Here is a 19,564-nt window from a genome sequence, read left to right on the forward strand (position 1 = left end):
ATAAGATGGAAGACAAAAAATGAAGGCTGGAGGATTAAATCAATATGCCTAAATTCAGAATGGCTTTTCTCGTATTGTTGTTGATTGCAGGCGGCTGCCAAATGAATAATAAGGACGCAGGGGATAACAATCGTACAAATGACTCAACCGAACAGAATCAAGGGAATGTCAATACAATGGACAATGATGACAGCCAAAAGGCATCCACAGCTTTAAAAGAAGCTGTCCGAAAAGTGCCAGAGGTCCAAAATGTCGAAACAATTGTATTAGGCCCCTATTCATTCATAGCTGTCGATGTGGATCAAAATCTCGATAAAGAGAAAGTGGCACAAGTAAAACAGCAAGTGGCGGATGCAGTTAAAAACGAAAAAGATGGACAGAACGCATTGATTGTAGCTGATCCGGATATTCTTGCTTCTTTGAAAAAAGTAGGCAATGATATTGCAGCCGGGAAACCGGTCACTGGGATATTGGAAGAATTAAGCGATATAGCACAGCGTATTGTGCCAGAAACATCGGCGGAGACCAATACGGAGCATACAGCTCCCCGAAAATAAACAGCTGGATACGTACCGCGTGACCCATCCCTTTATACAATATTCTTAATACCTCAAACGTGATATACTATACCTAGAACATATACGAGAGGTGTAAGATGAAGGTTAAATGTGTTATTTGCGATACGATTGAAACAATAAATAATGATTCTCCGGTTGCCAAAAAATTGCGGAACCGTCCCATTCACACGTATATGTGCCAGGTTTGCCATGACCGGATTGCCGAACGGACCAATGACAGGCTTCAAACAGGCAATTTCCAATTCCACAAACCTGAAAACAAAGAAAAAGACTGGTAAAATCACCAAGTACTTGCAAACACATATATGCCAAAATGAAAAAGCATCGCCTTAAGAAAAATCAGGCGATGCTTTTTCATTATACTTCATAAGACTTATATCGTTCAGGGTTTTCTTCAATGCTGTTCAGTATGCATTCAATGAGATCGATAGGGAAACGGGCATGCCGTTTCTCTTCATCTTTTACGAACGTTACGGAATACATATCCTTTTCCTTGCTGGCTTCTACCTGGGTAAGTAGGTGCTCCTTTTCCAGTATACTGCGGAAAAAATCGCACGTTTCCTCGGCGGCGCTGTCTCCCGGACGGGCATCGTGCACCACTTTCATACATAACCAATTGTATAAAGCATCTTGAAGCGACATAGTTAAATCGACTCCTTTCACTTTCAACGCAATTGGGCTCTTGATGAATATGACCAAGATGTTTGTTCATTACGCATTTTTTTCGGCTCTCCTATGAAGATGCAGGCGAAAACGGTAAATCCCCAAAAATAAAGCGGTCAGAAATAATCCTTCCGCCATCGGCAGAAATGCGGCAAAAAAGGTTAGTATAGTGCAACCCAGTGCTAAACACACATAAATAATCACGTTCTGGAGCAAATTTAATTTCTTTGCGAAGCCTAGATTATATACGATGATTGTCAGCACCAAAATGGTCACATATAAATAGCGCATTCCCACTTCCGGATTTTGGTCAACCTCAAATAAAGCGGCAAAAAATGATAAGCGGTCAGTAACGTCCATCCCATTTATCCCCCTATTACATTCGCATTAGTTTGTTTCAGCGATTTTTTTCTTTTTCGCTACACGTTCACGTTCACCTTTATCAAGGATTTTTTTACGAAGGCGGATACTTTCTGGAGTTACCTCACAGTACTCGTCTTCATTCAAATATTCCAATGCTTCTTCCAGTGACATAATGCGAGGTTTCTTCATAGTGGTTGTCTGGTCTTTGTTGGCACTACGCATGTTCGTCATTTGTTTTGCTTTTACAATATTGACTGTAAGGTCGTTTTCGCGGTTATGTTCCCCGACAATCATACCTTCATAAATTTCAGTGCCCGGTTCAACAAAAATCACACCACGGTCCTCAACGCCCATAATGCCGTATTGAGTCGCCTTGCCAGTTTCCATAGAAACGAGCACCCCTTGGCGGCGTCCACCTACTTGGCCGGTAGCCATTGGCTGATAGCTGTCAAATGTATGGTTCAAGATCCCGAATCCACGAGTAAGTGTAAGGAATTCAGTTGAATAACCGATCAAGCCCCGTGCAGGAACTAGGAATTGCAATCGGACTTGGCCATTTCCATTATTGACCATATCCTGCATTTCACCTTTACGCGCCCCCAATGATTCCATGATTGCGCCAGTATGCTCTTCAGGAATGTCTATTTGAACTCTCTCAACTGGTTCACAGCGCACGCCATCAATGACACGGACAATTACCTCAGGTTTTGACACTTGCAATTCGAAACCTTCACGTCTCATGTTTTCAATCAGGATAGATAAATGCAATTCTCCGCGGCCTGAGATAACCCAAGCATCCGGCGAGTCAGTTGGATCTACGCGAAGACTGACATCTGTTTGCAATTGCAATTGCAGTCTTTCTTCAATTTTACGTGCAGTCACCCATTTACCTTCACGCCCTGCAAATGGAGAGTTATTCACAAGGAATGTCATTTGCAAAGTAGGTTCATCAATGCGAAGCACCGGCAATGCTTCTTGGTGTTCAGCAGGACAAACTGTCTCGCCGACGTTGATGTCTTCCATGCCCGATACGGCTACCAAGTCACCAGCATATGCTTCATCGATTTCCACACGCTTAAGGCCGGAGAAACCGAAGATTTTCGTAACACGGAATTGTTTAACGCTTCCGTCAAGCTTCATTAAAGCAACCTGTTGGCCTACTTTCATTGTCCCACGGAAAACACGCCCGATTCCGATACGGCCTACATAGTCATTGTAATCAAGCAATGCAATTTGGAATTGTAAAGGCTCTTCGCGGTTATCGACAGGAGCCGGGATATTTTCAACGATTGATTGGAATAGTGCTTCCATATTCTCTTCCTGATCGGCAGGATCCGGGCTTAATGAAGCAGTTCCATTGATGCCTGATGCATATACAACCGGGAAATCCAATTGATCTTCATTTGCATCCAATTCGATGAATAAGTCGATCACTTCGTCAACTACCGCTTCCGGTCTCGCTGCATCGCGGTCAATTTTATTAACTACGACAATTGGAGTAATTTTTTGCTCCAACGCTTTTTTCAAAACAAATCGGGTTTGCGGCATGCATCCTTCATATGCGTCAACCACAAGGACAACACCATCAACCATTTTCATGATTCGTTCCACTTCTCCACCGAAGTCAGCGTGTCCAGGCGTATCAAGGATATTGATTTTTGTATCATGGTAACGTACCGCTGTATTTTTAGCCAGGATTGTGATACCGCGTTCTCTTTCGATATCGTTGGAATCCATAGCTCTTTCTTCAACATGCTCATTTGCTCTGAAAGTTCCAGACTGTTTTAATAATTGGTCAACCAATGTCGTTTTACCATGGTCAACGTGTGCTATAATTGCTATATTGCGTATATCTTTACGAAGATTCAACCATTTCCACTCCTAATAATTCAGATTAACTTATTTATTATATCATACCCATATAGTAGATAAAAGCAAATAAATTATGTAAAATGATAGGCAGAAGGGGTGAAACAAATGAATCCAAAAGCACTATTTTTAGGATTGGCTTTCCTGGCAGCTTTCTGTATGGCAGGAACAGCAATCAGCATCAGCTATCGCAGTGTAATAGGCATCATTTTAACCTTGCTTGCTTTATGCGCAGTCATGGGATTCGGCTTTTCTCTTAAAAAGAAATTTCGAGAAGCAGGCAAGTTATAATTTGTTCAAGGGGTAAACCACATGGAAAGAAAAAACAGCCGTCATCTAAACGGCTGTTTTTTTATGTAAGCTATTCAATTGCCAAAAAGCGTATCGATTATTTCACCATGAAGCCCTGGTTTTGAAACGAGGAACGTACCTCCTTTTAGATAATCCAGCTTTTCGCCTTTTATATCGGTCACAATCCCGCCAACCTCTTCTATCAAAACAGCGCCAGCAGCAAAATCCCAAGGAGCGAGCCTTAAGGACATGTAGGCATCAATCCGGTTGGAGGCGACACTTGCCAATTCCAACGCAGCAGAACCGAAAGACCTCGTTGCTCGGGCTGCCCTTACCATTTTGATTACACGCTCCGAGGAAATCGCTTTTTTCGGGATCAGCCAAGAGGCGTTCAATGCAATCATGCTTTTCTCCAAAGTAACCGGCTCTAGTTTTGATAGCCGCGATCCATTCAGAAAACAGCCTTCACCTTTAATGGCATGGTACATTTCATCATGGACAACGTCATAAATCAACCCTAGCCGGCCGATACCTTCTTCATATATACCGATTGAAATAGCAAAATTCCGTTGCTGATGAATGAAATTTGAAGTACCGTCGATCGGATCGACAAACCAGACGATCCCTTCCAAATCTCTAACAGAGTCCCCCATCCCTTCCTCTGCCATAATTTGATGCGCAGGGTAAGCACCCATTATTTTTTCTCTCAGAAACAATTCAATATCACGGTCAATATCTGTTACCAAGTCGGTACGGTCACTTTTGGTTTCAACATGTAAAACGGAATGAAAGGAGGCTTTGATCCTTTCTCCCGCTTCCTTCATCCAAACAATGGCTGCACTCTCGATCTCTTTCCAATCGACTGATTCCATACATCACACCTCAGCATCTCTATAATTATCTCTATTATATGAAAACATCCTAAAAATACATACTAAGAACGCTTATAAACTGAAAAATGAAAGCGGTTTGAACAGGTCCGACTTGCATAAGAAAGGAATCGTTCAAAGGCCGCTCTTCGCCTTTGGCTATTCCTGGCTTATGACCTCGAGGACCTTGCCGCTGCAGCTAGACCCAAAGAAAAGTGGAAGCGGCACTCCCAAGCAAACGCTAAAAAAAGCAAAACGGGCTTATCCAAAGATTACGCCCCGCGGATTGCCTCTTCATCTAATTGACTAAATTTATAAGGCTTGCAATTTCATAAGTTCTTTTCTGATCTTTTCCAATTTGCTTTTTGATTGGGTTTTCTGTTCCTCATTATCATTTTGGATAGCTTCGAATAATGTGGATAATTCATAATCGAGTTCCAACCTGAGTACAGCGGCGCGGTATTTTTCAAATTGCTTTGATTTAATGGTGGAATTCATCACTTGTTTCATAGTCGTACACCCCTTTTTTTATAAAATCAACAAATGACTCTATATAGTGTATGTGAAACAACTCTTAATGCACCTTCTGTATAGTGTTATTCATTGTATGTCGTTTTTTCCCAAATATCACATTATTTCAAGATATATTCGCCGCTATGTTACACTATAGTTAACATCATAATAACAAGTTAATAACAAGGAGGCACTCCATGAAATTCAATGGATTTAAAGCTACAGACTTTAATGTTTTTAAAATAAATGGCCTGGAACCGAGAATGGAAGCTCTACAGAGCCGCATTCGTCCGAAACTTGACTATTTGGGAACACATTTTGCACAAGAATTGTCTGTTCTAAGCGGACAGGAACTTTTTCCCCATGTTGCTAAACATGCAAGACGTTCAGTAAATCCTCCCGATGACACTTGGGTCGCTTTTGCCGCCAATAAACGCGGTTACAAAATGATGCCCCACTTTCAAATCGGCCTATGGGAAACGCATGTGTTCATATGGTATGCGGTCATTTATGAAGCACCCATGAAAGCTGATATCGGCAAGCATTTGCAGGAGAATGTACATACAATCAGAAAAAATATCCCTGAGGATTTCGTGTGGTCTATAGACCACACGAAACCAGATACCAAGCAACATAAAGATCTCTCGGATGAAGAGCTAGAAAACATGTTCATCCGCCTTCAGAATGTGAAGAAAGCTGAAATTCTTTGCGGCTATCAAATTCCCCGCGAACAAGCGTTGGAACTGGATGGTGAAGCTTTCATCAATAAATGTTCTGAAGTGTTTGTACAATTATTACCCCTGTACAAAATGGAATAAACATTTTGGCATAGGGAAAACCATGCAAAAAAGCTGACGGTCCAATCCGTCAGCTTTTTCATTTTTATAATTTGATGATTTGGTCATCATCCATTGATTTTGCAGCTTTGACAGCACGGTATGATGAATAACCGCTTACTTCTTCAAATTCGCCGCAAATTTTTTTCTCTCCCGCAATGCTTGGTACAATCTCTTTAAATCTCCGATACTTACTCATGAATTCCTCTCTGCCCAAACCTTTTTCATATACATTTTCGACTGCTTCAAAAAAAGCGATGCAATCCACAATTTCCTCTGTGTTCCAATCTATATCAATCGGGTATTGATAATCCATCTTATATTCCTCTTTTCTTTATACCAATTACCGCCATTTGCAGCGGATTTCTTCTGCTTTTGCTATCATGGAATCGAATAGCTCCTGGACAGTGGGCTCATCTTTAATCATACCCAGCACCTGCCCTGCCCAAGCATATCCTTCCTCCAGCTTTCCATCGTGTATGTATTTTTTATTCGTGCTGCCGCTTATATAGTCTTTTAATTCAGTATACCCTGCATTTGCTTTTTCAAGCTCAAGTATTTTATCTGTCCAAGCATTTGAAATAGCTCTTGCCGGCGCTCCCAGTGATCGTTTAATAATCACAGTATCCTGCTCTGATCCTTCGATTAATGCCTTTTTATATAATGGATTGGCATCTACACATTCTTTTGTGGCTATGAACCGTGTACCCATCTCTATCCCTTCTGCCCCTAAGCTGAGCGCAGCCATCATTCCTCTGCCGTCTCCAATGCCACCTGAAGCAATGACAGGGATCTTAACTGCATCCACTACCTGAGGGACAAGCACCATCGTACCAAGGTCATCCCTGCCTAAATGCCCCCCTCCCTCCTGCCCAACCACTATGACAGCATCTGCACCCAATTCTTCTGCTTTTTGCGCTTGGCGTTTGGCGGCAACAAGGACTAATTTTTTCACATTTGTTCCTTCAAGAGCTTGAAATACAGGCTTAGGATTGCCTCCTGTAATGGTGGCAATCTCCATCCCTTCTTCCAATGCTGCTTCAATGTAAGGGATAAACGGCCGATCATGCGCCCCGATCGCGAAGTTGACTGCAAAAGGAGCATCTGTCATTTGTTTTACCTTTCTCATCTCTTCTTTTAGCAATTCGGGATTTCCAAGGCTCATTGCAGTCACTTGCCCCAGGCCTCCAGCATTCGATACAGCTGCCGCTAAATCTGCATAAGCCAAATGGGCAAGGCCTCCTTGAATGATTGGATAGGTAATGCCCAACATGTCAGTCACTCTTGTTTTCCATTGCATATAAACATCCCTCCGTTATTAATCACTTGTTTTTTCACTCCACATAAGGATACATGTGTAGCTGTTATTTGTAACAAGATATTTCCTAGCGCTATTATGTAAGAAAATAAAATGCTCCCTTACCTAAAAATCATAAACCGTTATAAGTGACATTATATCAATGAACATCCGTTGATTGAATGGGTAAGTTATATTTCTGAAACATTCATCCTTCTATAAATCGCTTATCTGCACTTATTTCCCTAAGAGGAAAATCCAATGTTCACATGAATTAGGCAGTCATGTGAACATTTCCATATACAAAAGAGTTCTGCCCTTTTACCCTTATTCAGGCAAAAGTTCGGGGGATTTCCTGGTCTTTTCCTATAGAATCATAACCTAACTGAAAAACCGTCATTTACTATGATTAATTCAATATCTCAATACTTTCTTATAATGGCCCAATCAAACATTTACATATCGAGAACTATAGACCGATTTTAGAGTCGTTTTTCACACATAAAAAAGATGCCTGGTCTAACGGCATCTTTACATCTATTATTCAATTAAGTTATTCTTCATCCCCATGGCATTTGCAGTGGTCACAGTTAGAGTAGAGCACACTCACTTTTTCGTCCTCAAAAGAATCGATCGTGCTGTTACATGTTTGACAAATTAATGTTCCCATTATTCCAACCCCTTTATTAGCATAATGTAAACGCTTTACCATCCTTATTCACATAATAATATAACACATTAGAATAATCAAGTCCAAATTGTATGTAACATTAAAAAAATTTTTTCAAATTGACCTGTTTCATTCCTCGAATCCCTACCTCTCCTCCTATTGAATTCATCATTCAACGAATGCTAGAATAAAATGGAAACTAAACAAAAGGAGGAATTAGATGGAACTGCACATAACAGAAAGCGCCTATGTAAAGTTAATGCCTCAATCAGAAAAACAAACGGTAACGATTCAAGAAGTCATTTCACTTTTGGGTCAATATAAAGAGGCTCAAAATAAAACAGGGAAACAAGTCGATTGGAACTATGGCGATTATTCATTTCCTTACGAAATAAAGGAGACAGACGATGGAAAAGGACGATGGATTTATCTTTCTTCCCATTTAGAGAGCTACAGTTTCATTGTCATTGCAATCGAACAATCAATTTCTAAAGGTGAATCCGCCGGCATACTCTCCAATCAACTTGGCATACACTTATTGAATACATCTACATTCGGCGATAAGGATAAAGCAAATGAAATAGGCTCTTACCTTTCAAAAAAGCTCAAAGGAGAATTTCATCTCTTCAACAAGCGCATAAAATATGATTATAGCCGAAAATAAGTTTTCGGTGCCGTTCATCAAGCTGAATGCAGCCAGAATTCTATAAATACGAAATGAATAGAAAGATAGCAAAACAATGATAAAAGAGTGAGAATAAGTGATTTTGTTTTATTTTCCAATAACTTTTTCCCTATAGTCATTGCAATTTGAAAAAAAACTATGAACATCAGCACTTTATAAATAAAACGGTCATGGCTTGACAGCCATTCAGCTAACGAATAACCGCTCCACACAATCCATTGGATTAAAAATACCGCATAACTTTTCATCCATCATCATCTCCGATTGCAAAACATATACTTCCATATTCACCATATTGTATGTTTGTCCAAACTTATTTATGATAACAGCCACAGAATCGATCAGGCAGAAGGGGTATTCCAACACTCCCTCTATCACCAACACCATCACTAAAGGGATTTGACCACTCAACGGTTACATCCATTGAGATTGTCCGTGTCCCTTGAGGAGAAGGTTTGCCGCTGACTTCATTCCGTTTCCGGATCACTGCGGACACCCATACGTAGCGCACAACAACAAAAAAAACGGACATGTCTCAAAAGAGACATGTCCGTTTTAGGCTTGATGCAGAACATTATTTTACGATATGGATTGGCGCACCAAGAGCAACTTCTGCTGCTTCCATTGTAATTTCACCTAAAGTTGGGTGAGCATGGATCGTCATAGCAATATCTTCCGCTGTCATGCCAGCTTCAATTGCCAGGCCAAGTTCAGCAATCATATCTGATGCTCCTGCTCCAGCAATTTGAGCGCCGATTACTAGGCCATCTTCTTTACGTGTAACAAGTTTCATGAAACCATCTGTTTCATTCAATGATAGTGCACGGCCGTTAGCAGCAAATGGGAATTTGCCTGCTACGATTTCCAAGCCTTCATCTTTAGCTTGTTGTTCTGTGTATCCTACAGAAGCCAATTCAGGCTCAGAGAATACTACTGCAGGAATCGCTAGATAATCAATTTCTGAAGTATGGCCAGAGATTGCTTCAGCAGCAATTTTTCCTTCGTAAGAAGCTTTATGGGCAAGAGGAGGTCCAGCCACGATATCACCGATCGCATAGATATTTTTAACACTAGTACGGCATTGCTTATCGATTTCGACCAAGCCTCTTTCAGAAAGCTTAATACCTACTTGCTCGAGGCCGATTTCTTGTGTATTTGGTTTTCTTCCAACTGTAACCAATACATAATCAGCTTCAACAGATTTTTCTTCGCCTTTTACTTCGTATTTTACGACAACCTTATCAGCTGTTTCTTCAACGCCTTTAGCCATCGCTTTTGTTTCAATTGTAACGCCTTTCTTCTTCAGATTGCGTTTAACTAATGCTGACATTTGTTTTTCAAAACCGTTCAGGATTTCTTCAGTTCCCTCAAGAATAGTTACTTCAGTACCGAAGTTAGCATAAGCTCCACCTAGCTCAGTACCGATATATCCTCCACCGATAACAACCATTGACTTAGGAAGCTCTTCCAGGTTCAATGCGCCAGTTGAATCGATGACACGCTTAGAATATTTAAATGCAGGAATTTCAATCGGTGTTGATCCAGTAGCTAAAATAGCATTTTTGAATGTATACGTTTGGGCAGAATTTTCATCCATTACACGGATTGTATGTTCATCCACGAAATAAGCCTCGCCGTAAACAACATCGATTTTATTTCCTTTTAATAGGCCAGCTACACCGCCAGTCAATTTCTTTACTACGCCGGATTTGAAAGCTTGTACCTTTGAAAAGTCAATTTTTACATTTTCAGCTGTAATTCCCATATCCGCTGAATGCATAGCATGCTCATAACGGTGGCCAGCAGAAATCAATGCTTTTGAAGGAATACATCCAACGTTTAAGCAAACACCGCCAAGAGTTGCCTTTTCTACTACTGTTACTTTTTGTCCCAGTTGGGCTGCACGGATAGCAGCAACGTATCCGCCAGGGCCCCCACCAATTACGAGAGTATCTGTTTCAATCGGGAAATCTCCTACAACCATCTTTTTACGCCTCCATTAATAGTAGTTCTGGATCGTTCAACAAACGTTTAATATGATTTAACGCATTTTGAGCTGTCGCTCCGTCAATGATACGGTGATCAAAGCTCAACGAAAGTGCTAATACAGGAGCAGCAACAATTTCTCCATCACGTACGATTGCTTTTTCTGCGATTCGGCCAATACCTAAGATGGCAACTTCTGGATGATTGATGACTGGAGTGAACCACTGTCCGCCCGCGCTACCGATGTTTGTAATTGTGCAAGAAGCGCCTTTCATTTCGTTCGGAGCTAACTTGCCTTCACGTGCTTTACCTGCAAGTTCATTGATTTCATCTGAGATGTTAAAAACAGATTTACGATCCGCATTTTTCACTACAGGAACCAATAGCCCTTTTTCTGTATCGGCAGCAATTCCGATATTGTAATAGTGCTTTTGAACGATTTCACTCTTTTCATCATCGATTGATGTATTCAAAGTAGGGAATTCTCGCAATGCACTTGTTAAAGCTTTAACGACATACGGCAAGAAAGTAAGCTTGATTCCTTTTTCTGCAGCAATCGCCTTGAACTTTTTACGATGGTCGACAAGTTTTGTCACATCGATTTCATCCATAAGAGTCACGTGAGGGGCCGTATGCTTAGAGTTTACCATAGCTTTCGCAATTGCCTTACGGATGCCGCTCATTTTTTCGCGTGTTTCTGGGAATTCTCCTTCCGGAACCACTGGAGCTGCTGCAGGTGCTGTTGAAGTTTCTTCAACCGGCGCCGCTTCTTCCGCTTGTGCAGCAGAGGCAGTTGCTTGGCCTCCGTTTAGGAACGCATCGATATCGCTCTTCAATACACGGCCATGATCTCCACTTCCAGTTACCTGCGCGATAGTAACACCTTTTTCACGGGCATATTTCCGCACAGAAGGCATTGCGATCACACGTTTATTCGATTCTTTGGATTCAGCTTGGGCACCAGCGCCAGTTTCTTCTTTCGCCGCTGGTTTTTCAGCCTGTTCTTTCTCCACTTTTTGTCCAGCTTCCGCAGTGGATTGAACTTGGGCTTCAGTCTTGCTTTCTTCTTCATGCTCTCCCTTGAATGAAAGATCCTCATATCCCGGAGCATCAAACGTAACAAGAACATCTCCAACGACAGCAACTGTTCCTTCTGAAACATGGACTTCTTCTACAGTTCCTTCTACCGGTGATGGAATTTCAACAACTGCTTTATCATTTTGGACCTCACAAAGCACGTCGTCCTCCTGCACTTTATCACCTGGCTTAATAAACCATTTTACAATTTCACCTTCATGGATACCTTCACCGATATCTGGCAATTTAAATTTAAATGACACGTAATCCGACCTCCTATTAGTTCAGTTTCATTCCTGGCATTCCTAAGGAAAAAAACATGGTGCAATGGGTGATCGCCTGCCTTGCAAGCAGACGATCCATTCATTAGTTGTTTTATTAGAAATTCAAGACTTTATTAGCTGTTTCAATAATATCCTTAAAGTTAGGCAGCCAAACTTGTTCTGCTTGAGAGAATGGGAAAACAGTATCTGCAGCAGTCACACGCATAACAGGTGCTTCAAGGCTTAGGATTGCACGATCATTGATTTCTGCCACAACATTGGCAGCAATACCTGCTTGTTTTTGAGCTTCTTGAACGACCATAGCTCTACCAGTTTTCTCAACAGATGCAATAATTGTTTCGATATCTAACGGGCTCACTGTACGTAAATCAATTACTTCTGCAGAAACGCCATCTTTTTCCAATTCATCAGCAGCCTTAAGGGCTTCATGGACCATTGCTCCATATGAAATGATCGTAAGATCTGTACCTTCACGTTTAACATCTGCTTTACCTAGCGGAATTGTATATTCGCCTTCAGGCACTTCTTGGCGGAATGAACGGTACAACTTCATATGTTCCACAAAAATGACAGGGTCATTATCTCTGATGGAAGAAATCAAAAGCCCTTTCGCATCATAAGGAGTGGAAGGAATAACAACTTTCACACCTGGTTGCTGAGCCATCAAACCTTCAAGGCTGTCAGCATGCATTTCAGGAGTGTGTACGCCGCCGCCGAAAGGTGTACGGATCGTCACCGGCGAATGGTATCTGCCGCCAGAGCGATAACGCATACGGGCCATTTGGCCGGAAATGCTGTCCATGATTTCATAAATAAAACCAAAGAATTGCAATTCAGGAACCGGACGGAACCCTTGTAATCCTAAACCGATTGCCAAGCCGCCGATACCGGATTCTGCAAGTGGAGTATCGAAAACGCGATCCTCGCCGAATTCTTTTTGAAGACCTTCAGTTGCACGGAAAACACCGCCGTTTTTACCAACATCTTCACCAAAGATCAATACTTTTTCATCGTTGCGCATTTCCACGCGCAATGCGTCTGTGATTGCTTGAATCATTGTTAATTGAGCCATCGCTTACTTCGACTCCTTTTCTTTATAGATTTCGTACTGTTCTTTCACGTTTACAGGCATTTCTTCATACATAATATTCAATAGGTCAGATACTTTTTGTTTTGGGGTAGCATCCGCTTTTTTGATTGCGTCTTTAATTTCTTCTTTTGCGCGTTCAATAACAGCTGCTTCTGTTTCTTCATTCCAGATACCTTTGTTTTCAAGGTATTTACGGAAACGGATTAAAGGATCTTTCAGTTCCCACTCATTATCGATATCAGAAGTACGGTATCGAGTCGGATCGTCACCAGCCATTGTATGCGGTCCATAACGGTATGTTAGAGTTTCAATCAATGTAGGGCCTTCACCGTTAATAGCGCGCTCACGAGCATCTTTAACAGCTGCGTATACAGCCAAGACGTCCATTCCATCTACCTGGATGCCAGGGATACCAGCAGCAACCGCTTTTTGTGCAATTGATTTAGCTGCCGATTGCTTTTCTACAGGTGTAGAAATAGCATAACGATTGTTTTGGACAACAAAGATTGCAGGAGCCTTGAAAGCACCGGCAAAGTTGATTCCTTCATAGAAATCCCCTTGTGATGCTCCGCCGTCGCCTGTATACGTAATAGCAACAGATTTTGCATTATTCTTCTTCATGCCCAAAGCAACACCTGCGCATTGGATATATTGGGCGCCAATAATGATTTGAGGTGAAATGACATTTACTCCCTCAGGAATTTTATTGCCTTCGAAGTGGCCTCTTGAGAACAAGAATGCTTGGTGTAAAGGAAGTCCGTGCCATACGATTTGCGGAACATCACGATAACCTGGAAGAATGAAATCTTCCTTTTCCAACGCAAATTGCGAACCAAGCTGTGAAGCTTCCTGACCTGCTGTAGGAGCATAGAATCCTAAGCGGCCTTGTCGGTTCAATGAAATGGAGCGTTGGTCAAGAACGCGTGTATACACCATTCTTGTCATCAATTCTTTTAGTTGTTCATCAGTTAAATCAGGCATTGCATCTTTATTAACAACTTCTCCCTCTTCGTTCAAAATTTGAAGGGTTTGAAATTGGTCTTTAATTGCCTCCATTTGCTTATTAACATCAAATAAGGCTTTAGCTTTTTTAGCAGCCATTCTTTTCACCTCATCCTTTCCTATATTAAAGGGTTCATAATTTAATTACTAAACACCATGTCCATATTCAAGCTATGAAAAAAACAGAAAGAAAACATTTTTTGTCAATGTCCTTCTTCCCTTATTTGGCTAGAATAAAAACACACAAAGGTTTAACGTTGCTAACATTTTATACTGTATCAATAAAAAATACAATACAAATATAACAATACATCTTCCATTTAGTAGTCTACAATACATATACGGACCCCGTCAAACGAAACGCATCGCTTTAATATCAATACTTTTTCCTCATTTCAACAATTACAACATCTTTAACGTGTTTTCTCTGTTATATAATATAAAAACCACCTGTACTATAAAAAGTAAACTTTTTGTGAAAAAATATTTTACCAAATTGTAAACACTTACAAAATCGCGTTTTAATACTTCAAAGACGATTTTACACGATTGTGATAGTGGAATGAAAACGCTTTATTATATTTTTCTAATATAATAACTACAACCATTTCTTTCTCTTTCGCCTCTATTTTCGCTGCCCTACTCTTTTTTCTTCGGCTTTAGTTTTATTTGGACACAAAAAAATCCCCCATTTCCAATCTGAGGGATTCTCTTGATTCTATGCTTTTATATTCAAGTTCCGGCATCAAAAAAAGCATTTCTCGCTCGGATATAACCAAGGCTCTCACTGTTATATTCTTCATTCAGCCTTTTCACTTTTTTATATTGGTCATTTACCGTTTCAATCGCATTCTGAAGTTCTGTAATAGATGTTTTGCTGCTATTGAACAATGTATATAAATGCTTGTCTGCCTTCACGCTCTTTTTATATGCCTGAATCAATTGCTCATGTATTGAGAAACGCCGATCCATTCTATCAAATACATTTTTCTCTTTCATATCCTTTTCGGAAGATTGATTGCTTATTTTCTTAACAGTATATTTTTCCCTTTCTCTTTTAGCTTTATCGACTATTTCCTTTTCTTGCGATATGGCCACTTTTCTTTCCAGCAAAGAATCATTCATCTTTCTGATTAAAAAATGAATTTCCTTGTTTTGGTCAGGGTTCATTTTGATCAAGTCATGATAATAATCCCCTTCTGTTTTCTCTGCTTTGGTCAACTTTTTTTGGGGAATTTCAGCCTTCCGCATTATTCCGTCTATTTTCTTTATAGCCATTTCTGCATTAGAATCTTCTTCATTACCCAAAAAGGCTGCCATCAGTAGAATAGCCAGTGCACCAACCATCGACAACAAGGCCAAAAGGGTTCTCTTTTTCACTTCCATCATCCTTTCAGAAAATAGAGGAGCCATCTTTCTATTTAACCTATGTTTATGCTATAGCGTTTATTAATAGACTATGATTTCTCCCTTTCACTCTGTGCCAGAGAAAGTTCATCCCTATAATATTGATTCATTTGCATGGATTTACTTTACCTAAAAGATGCGGTAGTATTTTAATGTTAGAAGCATATCGAGGGGGCCGAACGGATTTTATCATTTTTCTCGAACTCTCATAAGCCAACAGGCATCCCCATACACTATCAGGAAAAGGGTAATTCCCTGTTATGAAAAATAGAGGTGGATATTCATGATCACAATGAAAGATATCGTTTTAGAAGACCAGCCGGTCCTTCGGCAAGTCGCAAAAGAAGTTGCACTGCCAGCTACTGAAGAAGAAAAAAGCATAGCCCGCAGCATGCTTGAGTACTTGAAAAACAGCCAAAACAGAGAAATTGCTGAAAAATATGGTTTACGGGCAGGAGTCGGCTTGGCAGCACCACAAATAAATGTCAGCAAACGCATAATCGCTGTCCATATCCGAGACACCCAAGATCATTTATACAGCTATGCTCTTTTCAATCCGAAAATAATAAGCCACTCGGTTGAGAACTCCTATTTGGCTGGCGGAGAAGGGTGCCTATCTGTCGAAAGGCCTGTGCCTGGATTGGTCCCCCGCCATGCGCGTGTAACCGTAAAAGCGACCACAGTGGACGGAGAAGACATTAAGCTTCGCTTGAAAGGTATGCCAGCCATCGTCTTCCAGCATGAGATCGATCATTTAAACGGCATAATGTTCTATGACCATATCAACGAAAAGGACCCATTCGCACCGATACCGAATTCAACGGTTGTCGAATAAAAAAAAGGAGAACACATTTGTAGTGTTCTCCTTTTTTTATATTATAGTAACCCGATTTTCTTCAAGCCGTTCATTATTCCATCTTCATCAACAGGAGTGGTGACTACGTCAGCATATTTCAGCAATTCTTTTTCCGCGTTGCCCATCGCCACACCGGTGCCGACTGTCTGAAGCATTTCTATATCATTGAGGCCGTCACCGAAGGCGTATACATCATCAATGTTGAATCCTGCACGCTCAATGAATTTTTGGATGCCAGCTGCCTTCGATCCCCCTTCAGGCAAAACATCCACACATATAGGATGCCAGCGGATATAGCGAAAATCTGGGGAAATGCCTTCATAATTTTTCAGATCCGCTTCATTGACGTAAAGAAGAGATTGATAAATATCATTTCCCTTGAAAAAATGTTCATCGTTTTCTGGGTGCTCAAGCGCAAAAGACCCCATCGTTTCCTCAATATGTTCAGAGTATGGAACTGAGCTTTTCAAGGTATGTTCATTCATGAAGATCAACGGAACCTCTTTTTCTTTAGCTTTATCGAGAAGAAGCTGCAATTGATCTGTTTTTAACGGATTCCTGTAAATAACCTCATTTTCAAATACTACATACTGTCCATTGAAACTGACGAAAGAATCAATCCCGAGTTCTTCACGTATGTCCTCAAACATGAATGGAGCCCTCCCTGTTGCTATCGCAACATAAATACCTTTATCCTGCAATTGCTTAATAGCTGTTTTAGTTGAAGCGGGCAATTGTTTATCATGATCAAGTAAAGTACCGTCTATGTCAAAAAATACGATTTTTTTCAAGTGATTTCCCTTCATTTCTATAATTGTAGTATAGTAAACACCTTTTCATTAAAAGTGTTGGCGGCTACAAAGTCAAGCAGCCCCCAGCATAAAAAGATATGGCCCTTTCAGAAAAAAGCTGCAATAAAGGGTGCTTTCATCCATATACTACCTATAAGACAAGCGTAGCAAACATAACTTCGCCAAAATACTGTACAAAGACTTATTTACTTTCTTCAACTTTCGTTTACAATAATATTAAGGGAGTGATTCGCAATGCTTAAAAAGCTGCGGAAAAAACTGCTAAAACAATGGAAAGATATGTTGCGCAAGAAGACAATTGCATAAATTTTTTCTATTATAGCCCTTCAACACTTGCGAAGGGCTTGTTCTTTCATGTAAAGTTTTCTAAAATACTACATAAAGGCAATACTATTTACTAAGCGGAATAAGCGATTAAAATTAGCATCATGTTGTAATACATGAAAATTATGCTGTTTTTATATATAATGGAATAAGCAATAAAATGGAATTAAGGAGCGAATTAGAATGATTTACAAAGTATACTACCAAGACACAATGTTAGAGATTCCTGTACGTGAAAAAACGAAAACAATGTTTGTACAATCCGAATCTGTGCTAAAGGTAAGAAGAAGCCTGAAAGATAAAAATTTGAATATCGAATATATCGGACCGGTTGAGGGAGCCTATTTAGAATATGAAAAACAAAACGAAGACTATAAAGTATTGGAGCTATAATTTATGAAATTTGTTAAGAATGACCAGACCGCCGTGTTCGCATTGGGCGGCCTTGGCGAAATTGGAAAAAACACGTATGCAGTACAATTCCAGGATGAAATTATTTTAATCGATGCCGGTATCAAGTTCCCCGAAGATGAACTGCTTGGCATCGATTATGTAATTCCGGATTACTCATACCTTGTCAAAAATGCAGATAAAATTAAAGGCCTTTTTGTTACGCACGGCCACGAAGACCACATCGGCGGTATTCCGTACTTGCTTAAACAGATCAATATACCGGTATACGGCGGTAAGCTTGCCCTCGGATTGATCAAAAACAAATTGGAAGAGCACGGATTAATGAGATCATCGACTTTGATTGAAATCAAAGAGGATGATGTGATCAAATTCAGAAAAACGTCCGTTACGTTTTTCCGAACTACACACAGCATTCCAGATTCATATGGAATAGTGGTAAAAACGCCTCCTGGTCAAATTGTCCATACAGGAGATTTCAAATTTGACTTCACCCCTGTAGGAGAACCGGCAAACTTGACCAAAATGGCTGAAATCGGCAAAGAAGGCGTGCTGTGCCTGCTTTCTGACAGCACAAACAGTGAAGTGCCCGATTTCACCATGAGTGAACGAAAAGTCGGTGACACGATACAGGATATCTTCAGAAAAGTAGAAGGAAGAGTCATATTCGCAACATTTGCTTCCAATATCCATCGTCTACAGCAGGTTGTTGAAGCAGCTGTTGAAAACGGCCGAAAGATAGCCGTATTTGGACGAAGCATGGAAGCTGCGATTGAAATTGGACAAGAACTCGGTTATATCAGCTGTCCTGAAGGAACATTCATTGAATCACAGCAGATCAACCGCCTGCCCGCTAATAAAGTGACGATCCTTTGTACAGGAAGCCAAGGGGAACCGATGGCTGCTTTATCGAGAATTGCGAATGGTACGCACAGACAGATCCAGATCATCCCTGGAGATACAGTTGTCTTCTCGTCTTCTCCAATTCCAGGAAACACAATCAGCGTTTCAAGAACAATCAATATGCTCTTTAGAGCTGGTGCTGATGTTATCCACGGTAAATTGAGCGACATCCATACATCCGGTCACGGCGGCATGGAAGAGCAAAAGCTGATGCTGAGATTGATCAAGCCAAAATTCTTCATGCCGATTCACGGTGAATACCGTATGCAAAAAATGCACGCCCAGCATGCAATGGATTGCGATGTGCCGGAAGAAAATTGTTTCATCATGGATAATGGTGAAGTGCTTGCACTAAGCGCCAATACAGCACAGGTTGCCGGCAAAATCCAATCAGGTTCTGTCTATATCGATGGCAATGGAATCGGCGACATCGGAAACATCGTCCTGCGTGACCGCCGTATCCTATCTGAAGAGGGATTAGTTGTCGTTGTCGTCAGCATCAACATGAAGGAGTTCAAGATTTCCGCAGGGCCGGATATCATTTCCCGCGGTTTCGTGTATATGCGTGAATCCGGGGATCTGATCAACGATGCACAGTCCTTGCTCAAAAAACACCTGAATAAGGTGATGGAACGCAAGACTAGCCAATGGTCTGAAATTAAAAACGAAATAACAGATACACTGTCTCCTTTCTTATACGAAAAAACAAAACGCCGTCCAATGATCTTGCCGATCATCATGGAAGTAGATAAATAATGGTTTAAAAGGCCCCGGTTAT

At 40.8% G+C, this 19,564-nt stretch carries 23 protein-coding genes; 8 read left to right on the plus strand and 15 right to left on the minus strand.

Annotation, left to right across the window (positions count from 1 at the left end; genetic code table 11):
• Positions 1–44: 44 nt before the first annotated feature.
• Positions 45–557 carry a YhcN/YlaJ family sporulation lipoprotein gene (locus tag ABC357_RS12035; RefSeq protein WP_412887732.1) on the plus strand — a complete coding sequence of 171 codons (513 nt, stop codon included), beginning with the start codon at positions 45–47 and terminating at the stop codon, positions 555–557.
• Between the two features lie 98 nt (positions 558–655).
• Positions 656–856: a YlaI family protein gene (locus ABC357_RS12040; protein WP_412887733.1), complete on the plus strand. Its 201-nt coding sequence runs from the start codon at positions 656–658 to the stop codon at positions 854–856.
• A 79-nt stretch (positions 857–935) separates the two neighbouring features.
• On the opposite strand, the gene ABC357_RS12045 is transcribed toward ABC357_RS12040, so the two are convergent.
• The 3 genes from ABC357_RS12045 to typA are packed head-to-tail and all read right to left on the minus strand — an operon-like array spanning position 936 to position 3,473.
• Positions 936–1,241, minus strand: coding sequence for a hypothetical protein (locus ABC357_RS12045; protein WP_412888654.1), 306 nt, complete (start codon positions 1,239–1,241; stop codon positions 936–938).
• Between the two features lie 48 nt (positions 1,242–1,289).
• The gene (locus tag ABC357_RS12050; protein ID WP_412887734.1) at positions 1,290–1,601 is read right to left on the minus strand and encodes a YlaH-like family protein; all 312 of its coding nucleotides are present in this window, start codon (positions 1,599–1,601) and stop codon (positions 1,290–1,292) included.
• A 27-nt stretch (positions 1,602–1,628) separates the two neighbouring features.
• Complete coding sequence (gene typA / locus ABC357_RS12055; protein ID WP_412887735.1) at positions 1,629–3,473, minus strand: translational GTPase TypA; 1,845 nt, start codon at positions 3,471–3,473, stop codon at positions 1,629–1,631.
• Between the two features lie 108 nt (positions 3,474–3,581).
• On the opposite strand from typA, the gene ABC357_RS12060 reads away from it, so the two are divergent.
• The gene (locus ABC357_RS12060) at positions 3,582–3,764 is read left to right on the plus strand and encodes a YlaF family protein (protein WP_412887736.1); all 183 of its coding nucleotides are present in this window, start codon (positions 3,582–3,584) and stop codon (positions 3,762–3,764) included.
• Positions 3,765–3,838: 74 nt separating this feature from the next.
• Here the strand turns inward: ABC357_RS12060 and ABC357_RS12065 are convergent, their stop codons facing one another.
• Both ABC357_RS12065 and ABC357_RS12070 read right to left on the minus strand, forming a co-directional pair.
• Positions 3,839–4,636: an inositol monophosphatase family protein gene (locus ABC357_RS12065; protein ID WP_412887737.1), complete on the minus strand. Its 798-nt coding sequence runs from the start codon at positions 4,634–4,636 to the stop codon at positions 3,839–3,841.
• 309 nt (positions 4,637–4,945) lie between these two features.
• The gene (locus ABC357_RS12070) at positions 4,946–5,143 is read right to left on the minus strand and encodes a hypothetical protein (protein ID WP_412887738.1); all 198 of its coding nucleotides are present in this window, start codon (positions 5,141–5,143) and stop codon (positions 4,946–4,948) included.
• 200 nt (positions 5,144–5,343) lie between these two features.
• On the opposite strand from ABC357_RS12070, the gene ABC357_RS12075 reads away from it, so the two are divergent.
• Positions 5,344–5,964, plus strand: coding sequence for a YktB family protein (locus tag ABC357_RS12075; RefSeq protein WP_412887739.1), 621 nt, complete (start codon positions 5,344–5,346; stop codon positions 5,962–5,964).
• Between the two features lie 64 nt (positions 5,965–6,028).
• Here ABC357_RS12075 and ABC357_RS12080 read toward each other — a convergent pair whose 3' ends face one another.
• From ABC357_RS12080 to ABC357_RS12090, 3 genes are all read right to left on the minus strand, one after another.
• Positions 6,029–6,298 (minus strand): UPF0223 family protein, encoded by a 270-nt coding sequence (locus ABC357_RS12080; protein ID WP_412887740.1) that lies wholly within the window; start codon positions 6,296–6,298, stop codon positions 6,029–6,031.
• A gap of 27 nt (positions 6,299–6,325) precedes the next feature.
• Positions 6,326–7,282: an NAD(P)H-dependent flavin oxidoreductase gene (locus ABC357_RS12085; protein ID WP_412887741.1), complete on the minus strand. Its 957-nt coding sequence runs from the start codon at positions 7,280–7,282 to the stop codon at positions 6,326–6,328.
• A gap of 550 nt (positions 7,283–7,832) precedes the next feature.
• Positions 7,833–7,991 carry a GapA-binding peptide SR1P gene (locus ABC357_RS12090; RefSeq protein ID WP_412887742.1) on the minus strand — a complete coding sequence of 53 codons (159 nt, stop codon included), beginning with the start codon at positions 7,989–7,991 and terminating at the stop codon, positions 7,833–7,835.
• Between the two features lie 178 nt (positions 7,992–8,169).
• Here ABC357_RS12090 and ABC357_RS12095 point away from each other — a divergent pair, with 178 nt between their 5' ends.
• A complete protein-coding gene (locus ABC357_RS12095) occupies positions 8,170–8,613 on the plus strand; it encodes a DUF1885 family protein (RefSeq protein ID WP_412887743.1) in 444 nt (147 codons plus the stop codon).
• 207 nt (positions 8,614–8,820) lie between these two features.
• Here ABC357_RS12095 and ABC357_RS12100 read toward each other — a convergent pair whose 3' ends face one another.
• From ABC357_RS12100 to ABC357_RS12125, 6 genes are all read right to left on the minus strand, one after another.
• Positions 8,821–9,045: a hypothetical protein gene (locus ABC357_RS12100; RefSeq protein WP_412887744.1), complete on the minus strand. Its 225-nt coding sequence runs from the start codon at positions 9,043–9,045 to the stop codon at positions 8,821–8,823.
• A gap of 163 nt (positions 9,046–9,208) precedes the next feature.
• Complete coding sequence (gene lpdA, locus ABC357_RS12105) at positions 9,209–10,618, minus strand: dihydrolipoyl dehydrogenase (protein WP_412887745.1); 1,410 nt, start codon at positions 10,616–10,618, stop codon at positions 9,209–9,211.
• 4 nt (positions 10,619–10,622) lie between these two features.
• A complete protein-coding gene (locus ABC357_RS12110) occupies positions 10,623–11,960 on the minus strand; it encodes a dihydrolipoamide acetyltransferase family protein (protein ID WP_412887746.1) in 1,338 nt (445 codons plus the stop codon).
• A 115-nt stretch (positions 11,961–12,075) separates the two neighbouring features.
• Positions 12,076–13,053 (minus strand): alpha-ketoacid dehydrogenase subunit beta, encoded by a 978-nt coding sequence (locus tag ABC357_RS12115; RefSeq protein WP_412887747.1) that lies wholly within the window; start codon positions 13,051–13,053, stop codon positions 12,076–12,078.
• A 3-nt stretch (positions 13,054–13,056) separates the two neighbouring features.
• Complete coding sequence (gene pdhA, locus ABC357_RS12120; RefSeq protein ID WP_412887748.1) at positions 13,057–14,172, minus strand: pyruvate dehydrogenase (acetyl-transferring) E1 component subunit alpha; 1,116 nt, start codon at positions 14,170–14,172, stop codon at positions 13,057–13,059.
• 633 nt (positions 14,173–14,805) lie between these two features.
• Positions 14,806–15,453: a YkyA family protein gene (locus ABC357_RS12125; protein ID WP_412887749.1), complete on the minus strand. Its 648-nt coding sequence runs from the start codon at positions 15,451–15,453 to the stop codon at positions 14,806–14,808.
• Positions 15,454–15,763: 310 nt separating this feature from the next.
• Between ABC357_RS12125 and def the strand changes: the two genes are divergently transcribed.
• Positions 15,764–16,315 carry a peptide deformylase gene (def, locus tag ABC357_RS12130; RefSeq protein WP_412887750.1) on the plus strand — a complete coding sequence of 184 codons (552 nt, stop codon included), beginning with the start codon at positions 15,764–15,766 and terminating at the stop codon, positions 16,313–16,315.
• 41 nt (positions 16,316–16,356) lie between these two features.
• Here def and ABC357_RS12135 read toward each other — a convergent pair whose 3' ends face one another.
• Positions 16,357–17,127 (minus strand): Cof-type HAD-IIB family hydrolase, encoded by a 771-nt coding sequence (locus ABC357_RS12135; protein WP_412887751.1) that lies wholly within the window; start codon positions 17,125–17,127, stop codon positions 16,357–16,359.
• A gap of 528 nt (positions 17,128–17,655) precedes the next feature.
• Here ABC357_RS12135 and ABC357_RS12140 point away from each other — a divergent pair.
• Positions 17,656–17,865 carry a DNA-dependent RNA polymerase subunit epsilon gene (locus ABC357_RS12140; RefSeq protein WP_412887752.1) on the plus strand — a complete coding sequence of 70 codons (210 nt, stop codon included), beginning with the start codon at positions 17,656–17,658 and terminating at the stop codon, positions 17,863–17,865.
• A 3-nt stretch (positions 17,866–17,868) separates the two neighbouring features.
• Positions 17,869–19,542: a ribonuclease J1 gene (gene rnjA, locus ABC357_RS12145; protein ID WP_412887753.1), complete on the plus strand. Its 1,674-nt coding sequence runs from the start codon at positions 17,869–17,871 to the stop codon at positions 19,540–19,542.
• Positions 19,543–19,564: the final 22 nt, after the last annotated feature.

Origin of the sequence: Bacillus kalamii, assembly GCF_047238185.1 — a bacterium.
Classification (GTDB): domain Bacteria; phylum Bacillota; class Bacilli; order Bacillales; family DSM-1321; genus Bacillus_AD.

Excerpts from the sequence above, each read along its gene's own strand:
- ABC357_RS12075 (WP_412887739.1), top strand. The coding sequence starts at position 5,344 with ATGAAATTCAATGGATTTAAAGCTACAGACTTTAATGTTTTTAAAATA.
- ABC357_RS12040 (WP_412887733.1), top strand. The coding sequence starts at position 656 with ATGAAGGTTAAATGTGTTATTTGCGATACGATTGAAACAATAAATAAT.
- ABC357_RS12035 (WP_412887732.1), top strand. The coding sequence starts at position 45 with ATGCCTAAATTCAGAATGGCTTTTCTCGTATTGTTGTTGATTGCAGGC.
- ABC357_RS12095 (WP_412887743.1), top strand. The coding sequence starts at position 8,170 with ATGGAACTGCACATAACAGAAAGCGCCTATGTAAAGTTAATGCCTCAA.
- pdhA (WP_412887748.1), bottom strand. The coding sequence starts at position 14,172 with ATGGCTGCTAAAAAAGCTAAAGCCTTATTTGATGTTAATAAGCAAATG.
- lpdA (WP_412887745.1), bottom strand. The coding sequence starts at position 10,618 with ATGGTTGTAGGAGATTTCCCGATTGAAACAGATACTCTCGTAATTGGT.
- ABC357_RS12050 (WP_412887734.1), bottom strand. The coding sequence starts at position 1,601 with ATGGACGTTACTGACCGCTTATCATTTTTTGCCGCTTTATTTGAGGTT.
- ABC357_RS12065 (WP_412887737.1), bottom strand. The coding sequence starts at position 4,636 with ATGGAATCAGTCGATTGGAAAGAGATCGAGAGTGCAGCCATTGTTTGG.
- def (WP_412887750.1), top strand. The coding sequence starts at position 15,764 with ATGATCACAATGAAAGATATCGTTTTAGAAGACCAGCCGGTCCTTCGG.
- ABC357_RS12085 (WP_412887741.1), bottom strand. The coding sequence starts at position 7,282 with ATGCAATGGAAAACAAGAGTGACTGACATGTTGGGCATTACCTATCCA.
- rnjA (WP_412887753.1), top strand. The coding sequence starts at position 17,869 with ATGAAATTTGTTAAGAATGACCAGACCGCCGTGTTCGCATTGGGCGGC.
- ABC357_RS12080 (WP_412887740.1), bottom strand. The coding sequence starts at position 6,298 with ATGGATTATCAATACCCGATTGATATAGATTGGAACACAGAGGAAATT.
- ABC357_RS12060 (WP_412887736.1), top strand. The coding sequence starts at position 3,582 with ATGAATCCAAAAGCACTATTTTTAGGATTGGCTTTCCTGGCAGCTTTC.
- ABC357_RS12140 (WP_412887752.1), top strand. The coding sequence starts at position 17,656 with ATGATTTACAAAGTATACTACCAAGACACAATGTTAGAGATTCCTGTA.
- ABC357_RS12070 (WP_412887738.1), bottom strand. The coding sequence starts at position 5,143 with ATGAAACAAGTGATGAATTCCACCATTAAATCAAAGCAATTTGAAAAA.
- ABC357_RS12090 (WP_412887742.1), bottom strand. The coding sequence starts at position 7,991 with ATGGTAAAGCGTTTACATTATGCTAATAAAGGGGTTGGAATAATGGGA.
- ABC357_RS12115 (WP_412887747.1), bottom strand. The coding sequence starts at position 13,053 with ATGGCTCAATTAACAATGATTCAAGCAATCACAGACGCATTGCGCGTG.